Origin of the sequence: Streptomyces sp. NPDC018026 (genome assembly GCF_044327745.1) — a bacterium.
GTDB lineage: Bacteria > Actinomycetota > Actinomycetes > Streptomycetales > Streptomycetaceae > Streptomyces > Streptomyces rubrogriseus.
Genome location: NZ_JBIRFY010000006.1, coordinates 251130 through 263034, shown reverse-complemented (window position 1 = coordinate 263034; position 11905 = coordinate 251130). Strand labels below are relative to the sequence as shown.

8 protein-coding genes are annotated in these 11905 nt (G+C 71.1%); 2 read left to right on the top strand and 6 right to left on the bottom strand.

Annotation, left to right across the window (positions count from 1 at the left end; genetic code table 11):
• Positions 1 to 39 precede the first annotated feature (39 nt).
• The 4 genes from ACH4D3_RS20895 to ACH4D3_RS20880 all read right to left on the bottom strand — a co-directional run bounded on the left by ACH4D3_RS20895 (position 40) and on the right by ACH4D3_RS20880 (position 6821).
• Positions 40 to 3858: a multifunctional oxoglutarate decarboxylase/oxoglutarate dehydrogenase thiamine pyrophosphate-binding subunit/dihydrolipoyllysine-residue succinyltransferase subunit gene (locus ACH4D3_RS20895; RefSeq protein WP_398324003.1), complete on the bottom strand. Its 3819-nt coding sequence runs from the start codon at positions 3856 to 3858 to the stop codon at positions 40 to 42.
• A gap of 280 nt (positions 3859 to 4138) precedes the next feature.
• Positions 4139 to 5263, bottom strand: a complete 1125-nt coding sequence (locus ACH4D3_RS20890; RefSeq protein ID WP_398324001.1) for a sensor histidine kinase — start codon at positions 5261 to 5263, stop codon at positions 4139 to 4141.
• The gene (locus ACH4D3_RS20885) at positions 5260 to 5994 is read right to left on the bottom strand and encodes a response regulator transcription factor (protein WP_003973686.1); all 735 of its coding nucleotides are present in this window, start codon (positions 5992 to 5994) and stop codon (positions 5260 to 5262) included. The genes ACH4D3_RS20890 and ACH4D3_RS20885 overlap by 4 nt, the downstream gene beginning before the upstream one ends.
• Positions 5995 to 6107: 113 nt before the next feature.
• A complete protein-coding gene (locus tag ACH4D3_RS20880) occupies positions 6108 to 6821 on the bottom strand; it encodes a spermidine synthase (RefSeq protein ID WP_398323999.1) in 714 nt (237 codons plus the stop codon).
• 193 nt (positions 6822 to 7014) lie between these two features.
• Here ACH4D3_RS20880 and lon point away from each other — a divergent pair, with 193 nt between their 5' ends.
• Positions 7015 to 9438, top strand: a complete 2424-nt coding sequence (gene lon, locus ACH4D3_RS20875; RefSeq protein WP_398323997.1) for an endopeptidase La — start codon at positions 7015 to 7017, stop codon at positions 9436 to 9438.
• Positions 9439 to 9520: 82 nt separating this feature from the next.
• Here lon and ACH4D3_RS20870 read toward each other — a convergent pair whose 3' ends face one another.
• Positions 9521 to 10348 (bottom strand): lysozyme, encoded by an 828-nt coding sequence (locus ACH4D3_RS20870; RefSeq protein WP_398323995.1) that lies wholly within the window; start codon positions 10346 to 10348, stop codon positions 9521 to 9523.
• A 248-nt stretch (positions 10349 to 10596) separates the two neighbouring features.
• Here ACH4D3_RS20870 and ACH4D3_RS20865 point away from each other — a divergent pair, with 248 nt between their 5' ends.
• Positions 10597 to 11091 (top strand): MarR family winged helix-turn-helix transcriptional regulator, encoded by a 495-nt coding sequence (locus ACH4D3_RS20865; RefSeq protein ID WP_398323993.1) that lies wholly within the window; start codon positions 10597 to 10599, stop codon positions 11089 to 11091.
• A 21-nt stretch (positions 11092 to 11112) separates the two neighbouring features.
• Here ACH4D3_RS20865 and ACH4D3_RS20860 read toward each other — a convergent pair whose 3' ends face one another.
• A complete protein-coding gene (locus ACH4D3_RS20860; RefSeq protein WP_398323991.1) occupies positions 11113 to 11904 on the bottom strand; it encodes a protein phosphatase 2C domain-containing protein in 792 nt (263 codons plus the stop codon).
• Position 11905: the final 1 nt, after the last annotated feature.

Sequence of the window (11905 nt, the reverse complement as noted above, 5' to 3'; positions counted from 1 at the left end):
CGGGCCCTGCACGGTGCGGCCGTGGCAGGCGTCAGAGGCTCACGCCTCGAACACCTCACGCACCAGCTGCTCCTGCTCGGCCTGGTGCCGCTTGGCGGAGCCGACGGCCGGGGACGAGCCGTGCGGGCGCGAGATGCGGCGCAGGCGCTCGCCGTGCGGGACGTCGGCGCCGACCGCCAGGTCCAGGTGGTCGATCAGGTTGAGCGCGATGAACGGCCAGGCACCCTGGTTCGCCGGCTCCTCCTGGGCCCACAGGTACTTCTCGGCGTTCGGGTACTTGGCGATCTCCGCCTGGAGCTCGGCACCCGGCAGCGGGTACAGGCGCTCGATGCGGATGATGGCCGTGTCCGTCAGGCCGCGCTTCTTCCGCTCGGCGTCCAGGTCGTAGTAGACCTTGCCGGCGGTGAAGACGACCTTCTTGACGGCGGCCGGGTCGACCGAGTCGTCGCCGATGACCGGGCGGAACTGGCCCGTCGTGAACTCCTCCGCCTTCGAGGCCGCCGCCTTCAGGCGCAGCATCGACTTCGGGGTGAAGACCACCAGCGGCTTGTGGTGCGGGTTGTGCACCTGCCACCGCAGGAGGTGGAAGTAGTTCGACGGCAGGGTCGGCATCGCGACCGTCATGTTGTTCTGCGCGCACAGCTGCAGGAACCGCTCGGGGCGGGCCGAGGAGTGGTCCGGGCCCTGGCCCTCGTAGCCGTGCGGGAGCAGGAGGGTGACGCCGGAGGTCTGGTTCCACTTCTGCTCGGCCGAGGAGATGAACTCGTCCACGACCGTCTGCGCGCCGTTGACGAAGTCGCCGAACTGCGCCTCCCACATCACCAGCGCGTCCGGGCGGGCCAGCGAGTAGCCGTACTCGAAGCCCATCACCGCGTACTCGGAGAGCAGCGAGTTGTAGACGTTGTACCGGGACTGGTCCTCGGACAGGTAGAGCAGCGGCGTGAACTCGTCGCCGGTCTCCCGGTCGATGACGACCGCGTGGCGCTGGCCGAAGGTGCCGCGCTGCGAGTCCTGGCCGGTCAGCCGGACCGGCACGCCGTCCAGGAGGAGGGAGCCGACGGCGAGGGTCTCGCCCATGCCCCAGTCGATCGTGCCGTCCTCGACCATCGCCGCACGGCGCTGCAGCTGCGGCAGCAGGCGCGGGTGCACGGTGATGTGGTCGGGGATGTTGACCTGGGACTCGGCGATGCGCTTGACGGTCTCGGCGCTGATCGCGGTGTTCACGGCGACCGGGAACTCCGCCTGCGGCTCCGAGGGCTCCGCGGACGCCGGCTGGGAGACGGCCTCGCGGACCTCGGTGAAGACCTTCTCCAGCTGGCCCTGGTAGTCCTGCAGCGCCTGCTCGGCCTCTTCCAGGGTGATGTCGCCGCGACCGATGAGGGACTCGGTGTACAGCTTGCGCACCGAGCGCTTCTTGTCGATCAGGTCGTACATCAGCGGCTGGGTGAAGGCCGGGTTGTCGGTCTCGTTGTGACCGCGGCGGCGGTAGCAGATGAGGTCGATCACCACGTCCTTGTTGAACGCCTGGCGGAACTCGAAGGCGAGCCGCGCGACGCGGACCACGGCCTCCGGGTCGTCGCCGTTCACGTGGAAGATCGGGGCCTCGATCATGCGGGCCACGTCGGTCGCGTACATCGAGGAGCGCGACGACTCCGGGGCGGCGGTGAAGCCGACCTGGTTGTTGATGACGACGTGGACCGTGCCGCCGGTGCGGTAGCCGCGCAGCTGCGACATGTTCAGGGTCTCGGCCACCACGCCCTGGCCCGCGAAGGCCGCGTCGCCGTGGATCGCCACCGGCAGGACGGTGAAGTCCGTGCCGCCCTTGTTGATGATGTCCTGCTTGGCGCGCGAGACGCCCTCCAGGACCGGGTCCACCGCCTCCAGGTGCGAGGGGTTGGCGACCAGCGAGACCGCGATCTGCTCGCCGTCCAGGCCGGTGAAGGTGCCCTCGGCGCCCAGGTGGTACTTCACGTCGCCGGAGCCGTGCATCGACTTCGGGTCGAGATTGCCCTCGAACTCGCGGAAGATCTGCGCGTACGACTTGCCGACCACGTTGGCCAGCACGTTCAGCCGGCCGCGGTGGGCCATGCCGATGACGACCTCGTCCAGGCGGGACTCGGCGGCCGAGTCGATGACCGCGTCGAGCAGCGGGATGACGGACTCGCCGCCCTCCAGGGAGAACCGCTTCTGGCCGACGTACTTGGTCTGCAGGAACGTCTCGAACGCCTCGGCGGCGTTCAGGCGGCGCAGGATGCGCAGCTGCTCCTCGCGCTCCGGCTTGGTGTGCGAGCGCTCGATGCGGTCCTGGATCCACTTGCGCTGCTTCGGGTCCTGGATGTGCATGAACTCGATGCCGGTGGTGCGGCAGTACGAGTCGCGCAGCACGCCGAGGATGTCGCGCAGCTTCATCAGGGACTTGCCGGCGAAGCCGCCGACCGCGAACTCGCGCTCCAGGTCCCACAGGGTGAGCCCGTGCTCGGTGATGTCCAGGTCGGGGTGCTTGCGCTGCTGGTACTCCAGCGGGTCGGTGTCGGCCATGACGTGGCCGCGCACCCGGTAGGAGTGGATCAGCTCGAAGACGCGGGCGGCCTTGGTGACGTCGTCGTCGTGCGAGGCGTCGATGTCCTTGAGCCAGCGGACCGGCTCGTAGGGGATGCGCAGCGCCTTGAAGATCTCGTCGTAGAAGCCGTTCTCGCCGAGCAGCAGGTTGGCGACCTGGCGCAGGAACTCGCCGGAGGCGGCGCCCTGGATGACCCGGTGGTCGTAGGTCGACGTGAGCGTCATGACCTTCGAGATGCCGAGCTTGTTCAGGGTGTCCTGGCTGGTGCCCTGGAACTCCGCCGGGTAGTCCATGGAGCCGACGCCCAGGATGACCGACTGGCCGGGCATCAGGCGCGGCACGGAGTGGACGGTGCCGAGGCCGCCGGGGTTGGTCAGGGAGACCGTGACGCCGGTGAAGTCGTCCATCGTCAGCTTGTTGTCGCGGGCGCGACGGACGATGTCCTCGTAGGCCTGCCAGAACTCGAAGAAGTTCAGCGTCTCGGCCTTCTTGATCGCCGCGACGACCAGCTGGCGGTCGCCGTTGGGCTTGACCAGGTCGATGGCGAGGCCGAGGTTGATGTGGGCCGGCTTGACCAGGGTCGGCTTGCCGTCCTTCTCGCCGAACGAGTGGTTCATCGTCGGCATGGCCTTGATGGCCTGCACCATCGCGTAGCCGATCAGGTGCGTGAAGGAGATCTTCCCGCCCCGGGCGCGCTTGAGGTGGTTGTTGATGACGATGCGGTTGTCGAACAGCAGCTTCACCGGGACCGCGCGCACGGACGTGGCCGTGGGCAGCTCCAGCGAGGCGTTCATGTTCTTCGCGACCGCGGCGGCCGGGCCGCGCAGGGTCACCAGCTCCGGGCCCTCGGGGGCGGCACCGGCGTCCTTGGCGGGCGCGGCGGCCTTCGCCTGCGGCTTGGCGGCGGGCTTGGCCGGCGCGGCAGCGGGCTTGGTGGCCGGAGCGGCCGGCGCCGCCGGGGCGGCAGCGGCGGGCTTCGCGGGGGCGGGCGCCGGGGCGGCGGCCTGCGGCTGCGCCGGGGCCTGCGCCTGCGGGGCGGGGGCGGCCGGTGGCGTGCTGCCGGCATCCGTGGTCACGGCGCCGGAGGCGGTCGGGGTCGCCGCCGCTCCGGGCTTGTAGTCGGCGAAGAAGTCCCACCAGGCTCGGTCCACGGAGTTCGGGTCCTGGAGGTACTGCTGATAGATCTCGTCGACGAGCCACTCATTGGCACCGAACGCGGCCGCGGGGTTCTTTCCCGCGGTGCCCGCTTGGTCGGTGTCGGTCGAGATGCTCGAGTTACTGGGGGACTGTGGCGACACGGCGAGAACCGCCCTCTTCCGCTTCACAAGATGGTGGACAGCGGGAATCAAGGCTACGCCTACCGGCCCCGGAAGGTCAGACTGGGCCCGTTCATCGTCGCGTAAGTCACATTGCAGACTGCGTTTCGGCGCTGGAAATGGCGGGAAACAAGCGAGGTTCTGCTGCGTGCGGGATCGGGAGACCGGGACCCGGCGCCTCTCCGACGCGGGCCTGTGCCTGATCACACGTGTCCGCCAGCGCGGATGCAGTGGATCTTGACGCTCCGCTTCGAACCCTACGTCAACCGGACGTCGACGGCAGGCCCGGAAGAGTGATGAGAATCCGGCAGCCCCGCTCGGATTCGGCCACTCCGATCCGGCCGCCGTGCAGATCCACCGCCCAGCGCGCGATCGCGAGGCCCAGACCGGTGCCCCCGTCGCTGCCCGGACCGTGCGGCCGCGACACCGAACCGCGGTTGAACCGCTCGAACACCCGGCGCCACTCCGAGCGCGGGATGCCCGGTCCTTCGTCGAGAACTTCCAGCTCAAGCGATTCCGGCAGCTCGCCGCGGCGCGCCCGGACCGTCACCCGGCCGTGCGGCGGGCTGTGCTTGACGGCGTTGTCGATCAGGTTGGCGACGACCTGGTGGATGCGCTCGGGGTCGGCGTGCGCGGTCAGCTCCGGCGGGAAGACGTCCAGGGCCAGATGCACGTCGGTGCGGGAGTGGCTGCCGGACCCCGAGGCGATGCCCGCGCGCGCGGAGGCGACCATGTTGGCCTCCTTCAGTACGCCCGACAGGTACGGCCACACCTCGAAGCGCCGCTTGCGCAGCGGTATGACGCCGTTGTCCAGGCGGGAGAGGTCGAGCAGCGTCTCCACCAGCCGGCCGAGCCGCTCGGTCTGCCCGAGCGCGGTGCGCATGGTCTCCGGGTCGGCCTCGGTGACGCCGTCGACGATGTTCTCCAGCACCGCGCGCAGGCCCGCGATCGGGGTGCGCAGCTCGTGCGAGACGTTCGCCACCAACTCCTTGCGCTGGAGGTCCTGGGCCTCCAGGTCGTCGGCCATGCGATTGATGGTGACGGCCAGGGCGCCCAGCTCGTCCCGGCGGTTCTCCCGCACCCGGCGGGTGTAGTCGCCGTGCGAGATGGACCGGGCCACCGCGTTCATCTCGTCCAGCGGCGCGGTCAGCGAGTGCGCCACGAACTGCGTGATCAGCAGCGTGGCGATCATCGAGAAGACCGTGATGAACCGCAGCTCCGTCTTGGTGTGCACCGCTATCACCGACAGGCCGGTGGTGATCAGCACCGACGTGACGACCAGCGCGCCCAGCTTGGTCTTGATCGAGAACGGGCGTACGCCACCCCAGGGATCCCCGGTTCTCCGGGGGCCGGGGTTCCTCCGTGCGGCTTCCCGTCCCCGGCTCATGGCGTCGGTGTCTCCAACGCGTAGCCCACGCCGTGCACGGTACGGATGCGCTCGGCGCCGATCTTCCGGCGCAGCGCCTTGATGTGGCTGTCCACGGTCCGGGTGCCCGAGGCGTCGGCCCAGTCCCACACCTCGGCGAGCAGCTGCTCGCGGGAGAGCACCGCCCGCGGGGTGTTCGCCAGGCAGACCAGCAGGTCGAACTCGGTCGGCGTGAGGTGCACGTCCTCGCTGCGCACCCGCACCCGGCGCTGGGCGTGGTCGATCTCCAGCTCGCCCAGGCGCAGGATGCCGCTGCGCGGCGTCGAGGCGGCCACCACGGCCCGCTCGACCCGCCGCAGCAGCACGTGCACGCGGGCGGCCAGCTCGCGCATCGAGAACGGCTTGGTCATGTAGTCGTCGGCGCCCACGCCGAGGCCGACCAGCATGTCCGTCTCGTCGTCGCGCGCCGTGAGCATCAGCACCGGCACCGGCCGCTGGGCCTGCACGCGCCGGCAGACCTCCAGGCCGTCGAAGCCGGGCAGCATGATGTCGAGGATCAGCAGGTCGGGCTGCCAAGCCTCGGCGGTGTCGACGGCGGACGGACCGTCGCCCGCCGTTTGCACCAGGAACCCTTCGGCGCGCAGACGGGTCGCGATGGCGTCCACGATCGTCTGATCGTCCTCGACCACCAGCACCCGGCGCTGGGCGCCCTGGGTGGCCGTGCCGTTGTGGGAGGTCTGTGTCTGCTCCATCGCCCGCCCCTGAGGTGTGCTTTCCGGAATCCGTGGGGTGATCCCATGACTGCGCTCGACGCTTGAATGATCCGCGTCAGGGCAGCAGCGTACGGGGAGTCACCGCGGCTTTGCTATCCAGGCCCGACGCCGATGTGAACGACGTCCGGAACGCCCCGGGCAACGGGGATCTCTTCGGTACGCACCTGCTGGAAACCGGCATTACGCAAGGTTTCTTCGAATTCCGGAGAGGGCTGCGCGGACCATACGGCAAGCACCCCGCCGGGCCTCAACAGCCGTGCGCAGCCCGCCAGTCCGGACGGCGCGTACAGCCCGTCGTTGCCCTCGGTGACGGTCCAGCCGGGTCCGTTGTCGATGTCCAGACACAGGGCGTCGTACGTGTCGGATGTCTCATTGACGTACTCGACCAGGTCCGCCTCGACGATCTCCGTGCGCGGGTCGGCCAGCGCCTCGGCGGAGAGCGCGCCCAGCGGTCCGGCGCGGTGCCAGTCGATGACGGCGCCCTCGCGCTCGACGACCGCGATCCTGCCCCAGCGGGGGTCGGCGGCCGCGTGTGCGAGGGAGAAGCCGACCCCGAGACCGCCGATGAGCAGGTGCGGAGCGGTCCGCCCGCCGGAGGCGGCCAGCGCGTCGGCCGCCGCGTCGACCAGGCGCCGCTCCGAGCGCCCGTCGGAGGTGTCCATCAGGAAGCAGCCGTTCGCGATGATCTGCAGCAACGTTCCGTGCCGGCGCAGGACCACCTCGCCGTACGGACCCTCGCGGCGGTCCAGCACCTCGGGCGCGTCGGGGAAGTCCGCGTCGGGGGAGTCGTGGGTAGTGAGGGGCATCGGCCCATCCTGGCACCCGCCCGGCGGAGGAATGCCCGCCGGTACGACGGTGCTGTCACCGGAGGCGGGACGTAAGAGGCGGGACGTACCCCCTCGGGACTTGATCGCTCAGAGCGAACACACCCGGGGGAACAATCCGGGGCTCCCTTTCATTGAGTCGATGTAACTCAACTTGACTGCCGAAGGGGAGATCATGGCTGCTGAGTCCGCCGCCTTCACACCGCTCACCCTGCCCGTGCTGCCGCTCGACGACGAAGTGGTCCTGCCCGGCATGGTCGTCCCCCTGGACCTGAGCGACGCCGAGGTACGGGCCGCGGTGGAGGCCGCCCAGGCCGCCGCCAGGTCCGAGCCCGGCAAGCCCCGCGTGCTGCTCGTCCCGCGCATCGACGGCGCCCACGCCGCCACCGGCGTGCTCGGCACCGTCGAGCAGGTCGGCCGCCTGGCCGACGGCGACCCCGGCGCCCTGATCCGCGGCCGGGGCCGGGTGCGCATCGGCGCCGGCACCACCGGTCCCGGCGCCGCGCTCTGGGTCGAGGGCACCCGGGTCGACGAGACCGTCCCCGAGCCGCTGCCCGGCCAGGTCGCCGAGCTGGTGAAGGAGTACAAGGCGCTCGCCACCGCGTGGCTGCGCAAGCGCGGCGCCTGGCAGGTCGTCGACCGGGTCCAGGCTATTGACGACGTGTCCGCGCTCGCCGACAACTCCGGCTACTCGCCGTTCCTGACCACCGAGCAGAAGGTCGAGCTGCTGGAGACCACCGACCCGGTGGCCCGTCTCAAGCTCGCCACCCAGCAGCTGCGCGACCACCTCGCCGAGCAGGACGTCGCCGAGACCATCGCCAAGGACGTCCAGGAGGGCGTCGACAAGCAGCAGCGGGAGTTCCTGCTGCGCCGCCAGCTCGACGCGGTCCGCAAGGAGCTGCGCGAGATCAACGGCGAGCAGGAGGGTGAGGAGTCCGACGACTACCGCGCCCGGGTGGAGGCCGCAGACCTGCCCGAGAAGGTCCGCGAGGCCGCGCTCAAGGAGGTCGACAAGCTGGAGCGGTCCTCCGACCAGTCGCCCGAGGGCTCCTGGATCCGCACCTGGCTCGACACGGTCCTGGAGATGCCGTGGAGCGAGCGCACCGAGGACGCCTACGACATCCAGGGCGCCCAGGCGGTGCTCGACGCCGAGCACGCGGGCCTGGAGGACGTGAAGGAGCGCATCACCGAGTACCTGGCCGTGCGCAAGCGGCGCGGCGACCGTGGCCTCGGCGTGGTCGGCGGCCGGCGCGGCGGTGCCGTACTGGCCCTGGTCGGCCCGCCCGGCGTCGGCAAGACCAGCCTCGGCGAGTCCGTCGCCCACGCGATGGGCCGCAAGTTCGTCCGCGTCGCCCTCGGCGGCGTCCGCGACGAGGCCGAGATCCGCGGCCACCGGCGTACCTACGTCGGCGCGCTGCCCGGCCGGATCGTGCGGGCGATCAAGGAGGCGGGGTCCATGAACCCGGTCGTCCTGCTCGACGAGATCGACAAGGTGGGCTCCGACTTCCGGGGCGACCCGGCCGCGGCCTTGCTGGAGGTCCTCGACCCGGCCCAGAACCACACCTTCCGGGACCACTACCTGGAGGTCGAGCTGGACCTTTCCGACGTGGTCTTCCTGGCCACCGCCAACGTCCTGGAAGCCATCCCGGAGGCCCTGCTCGACCGCATGGAGCTGGTCCGCCTGGACGGCTACACGGAGGACGAGAAGGTCGTCATCGCCCGTGACCACCTGCTCCCGCGCCAGCTGGAGCGGGCCGGACTGGACGCGGACGAGGTCACCGTCGACGAGGGCGCGCTGCGCAAGCTGGCGGGTGAGTACACCCGCGAGGCGGGCGTGCGCACCCTGGAGCGGGCCATCGCGCGGCTGCTGCGCAAGGTGGCGGCCCAGCACGAACTGGGCGAGCGGGAGCTGCCGTTCACCGTCACCGAGGCCGACCTGCGCGGTCTCGTCGGCCGGCCGCACCACGTGCCCGAGTCCGCCCAGGACCCGGCCGAGCGGCGCACCGCGGTGCCCGGCGTGGCCACCGGCCTCGCGGTCACCGGCGCGGGCGGCGACGTCCTGTACGTCGAGGCCTCGCTGGCCGACCCGGAGACGGGCGCGGCCGGACTGACCCTGACCGGTCAGCTGGGCGACGTGATGAAGGAGTCGGCGCAGATCGCGCTGAGCTTCCTGCGCAGTCACGGCGCCGAGCTGGAGCTGCCGGTGGGCGACCTCAAGGACCGGGGAGCGCACATCCACTTCCCGGCGGGCGCGGTCCCCAAGGACGGCCCGAGCGCCGGCGTCACCATGACCACGGCCCTCGCCTCGCTCCTGTCCGGCCGGCTGGTGCGCACCGACGTGGCGATGACCGGCGAGGTCTCGCTGACCGGGCGGGTGCTGCCGATCGGCGGGGTCAAGCAGAAGCTGCTCGCCGCGCACCGGGCGGGGATCACCACGGTGATCATCCCCAAGCGCAACGAGCCCGACCTGGACGACGTCCCGGCCCAGGTGCTGGACAAGCTCGACGTCCACGCCGTCACCGACGTCCGCCAGGTGCTGGAACTGGCGCTCGCACCGGCGACCAACGGTGCGCGGCCGGAGGTTCCGGTCGCGGCGTGACGGACGCGACCGGATGAGGAAAGGGGGGAAGGCCCGGGTTCTTGAAAAGGAACCCGGGCCTTCCCTGTGCCGCTGGGGCCCGTCAGCCGTTGGCGAGCGCCTGGACGCGGTCCAGCGCGCCGTTGAACTTGTTGTGGTCGCCGACCGTCGGGCCGGACGACGTGTACTGCCACATCGTGTAGTAGCCCCAGCCGGCCGGCAGCGTGCCCACCGTCGAGGCGTAGCGGGCGACCCACAGCGGGTTGTTCGAGGCGAAGCCGCCGTAGTTGCCGGTGCACTGGGTCCACCAGCTGGTCGCCGTGTAGATCACGGCGTCCCGGCCGGTACGGGCCTTGTACGTGTTCAGGAAGTCCCGGATCCAGGAGACCATCCCGCTCTGCGACTTGCCGTAGCAGGTGGCGCCGTACGGGTTCCACTCGATGTCGAGCGCGCCCGGCAGTGTCTTGCCGTCCTTGGACCAGCCGCCGCCGTGGTCGACGAAGTAGTTGGCCTGGGTGGCGCCGCTCGTGGTGTCCGGGGTGGCGAAGTGGTAGGCGCCCCGGATCATGCCGACGTTGTAGGAGCCGTTGTACTGCTGGGCGAAGTAGGGGTTCGTGTAGTACGTCCCCTCGGTGGCCTTGGCGTAGGCCCACTTGACGCCGCTGTTCCACAGGGTCGACCAGGCGACGTTGCCCTGGTGGCTGGAGACGTCGACGCCCTCCGTCTGGGCCGCGCGGCCCGGGACGGGGGTGCCGTGCTCGCCGTCGTGGGCCGCGACGCCCATGCCCATGTGGGCGGAGCCGCGGGCCGGGACGTCCGCGGACGACGCGGCGTCGGCGGGAAGGGTGAACACGAGGGAGAACGCGGCGAGCAGGATCCCGGTGACGGCGAACCGCCGTCCGCGGGCCGATCCGGATCTGTGCACGAGCATGACGTGCCTCCGATGGCTCGGTGGTGCTCCGTGGGGGATGCGCGAGTGGGGAGAACCCCTGGATGGCGTAGGGATGGCGTGCGCATGCCATCAGGAGGTCCGGTGAAGACTCTACGCACGTAGAAACGGCGGGTGGAAGAGGACCGGGAGCCGCCGTTGGTCTAAGCCTGCGAAATACTTGGCGAGCTGCGGCGATGGCGGCCCGTGGCGGAAACTTTCAGGACCGGAAAATCGAGGCAGGGGCTGACGTGCACGAAGACGGGAACGGCGACGGTCGCGGAGGCGAATCCCACCTGTCCGGCAGTGGTGTGAACCAACCGGAGTTCCTGGCCCTGGAGCGGGAGTTGACCGTCCTGCTGCGGCGGGCCCGGGCCAACCAGGGCGAGATGGCCCGGGAGGTCCACCCCGACCTGGAGTCGTCCGCGTACGGCCTGCTCGTCCGGCTCGGCGAGTGCGGCGGCCAGCGCGCCACCGACCTCGCCGCCTTCATCGGCGTCGGCAAGGCCACCATGTCCCGCCAGTTGCGCGCGCTGGAGGAGCTCGGGCTCGTCGCCCGCGAGCCCGACCCCGCCGACGGCCGGGCCTGGCTGGTCACCCTGACCCCGGAGGGCCAGGAACGCGTCGGCCGGGTCCGGGAGGCCCGCCGCGCCCGGTACGCCCGCCGGCTCGCCGGCTGGGACCCGCGCGAGGTGACGGAACTGGCCCGGCTGCTGCACGAACTCAACCGGGGGATGGAGAAGTAGTACCGGCGCCGTCCGTCCGTCTCACAACTCGGCGTAGACCACCGTCGCGTCGTCGTGCGTCTTGCTGCGCCCGAGGAACGCCCGCCCGTCCGCCGCGTCCGCGCGCTCCAGCTCCCGCACCCGGTCCACCAGCGCCTGCGCGCCCTGCTTGCGGACCAGGGCCAGGCAATCCGCCCAGTCGCCCTCCCCGAACTTCTCCACCCACCGCGCGGCCCCGTCCGTGAGCGCCGCCAGCGTGCGCACCTCGCCGCGCGGGAGCACCCCCGTCACGGCGCGGGCCGCCACGGCGGGGTCGGCCGCGGCCGTGAAGAAGCCGCCCTCCTTGTTGCGCAGCCCGGCGTCGATCACCGCGTCGCTCACGAGGGCCGAGCGGGGCAGCCGGGCCAGCCGGTCGTCCAGGACAGGGGTGAGGGTGCCGTCGGGAGCCTCCAGCAGGAGCGCGGAGTCGGACAGGACCAGGTACTCGACGGCGGCCGCGGACCAGCGCGCGAGGACCACGGTTGCCTGCGGCGTGCGCGGGTGAGAAAGGTCACAGGTTTCCGCGTGTGCCGCCGCGGTACGCGCGACGGCGCGGGACAGGGCCTCGGCGAGGGGGAGATCCGGGAGTGAAACGGTCAGTTCGGTCAGCGCCCCGCCCAGGCGCGCCGTGAACCAGGGCACGGAATGCAGACACCCCGTCGCGGTCCGTGGCGGCGTCACGCCGTCAAGGACGACGAGTGAACCACCCTGTCCCGAGGCGGGTAGTCCGACGCTCGCGAAGTCCTCGTTGGGCTGGTCGGCGAGGCCTGGTTCCGAGACGAGTTCCGTACGCATC

Excerpts from the sequence above, each read along its gene's own strand:
- ACH4D3_RS20890 (WP_398324001.1), bottom strand. The coding sequence starts at position 5,263 with ATGAGCCGGGGACGGGAAGCCGCACGGAGGAACCCCGGCCCCCGGAGA.
- ACH4D3_RS20870 (WP_398323995.1), bottom strand. The coding sequence starts at position 10,348 with ATGCTCGTGCACAGATCCGGATCGGCCCGCGGACGGCGGTTCGCCGTC.
- ACH4D3_RS20860 (WP_398323991.1), bottom strand. The coding sequence starts at position 11,904 with ATGCGTACGGAACTCGTCTCGGAACCAGGCCTCGCCGACCAGCCCAAC.
- ACH4D3_RS20885 (WP_003973686.1), bottom strand. The coding sequence starts at position 5,994 with ATGGAGCAGACACAGACCTCCCACAACGGCACGGCCACCCAGGGCGCC.
- lon (WP_398323997.1), top strand. The coding sequence starts at position 7,015 with ATGGCTGCTGAGTCCGCCGCCTTCACACCGCTCACCCTGCCCGTGCTG.
- ACH4D3_RS20880 (WP_398323999.1), bottom strand. The coding sequence starts at position 6,821 with ATGCCCCTCACTACCCACGACTCCCCCGACGCGGACTTCCCCGACGCG.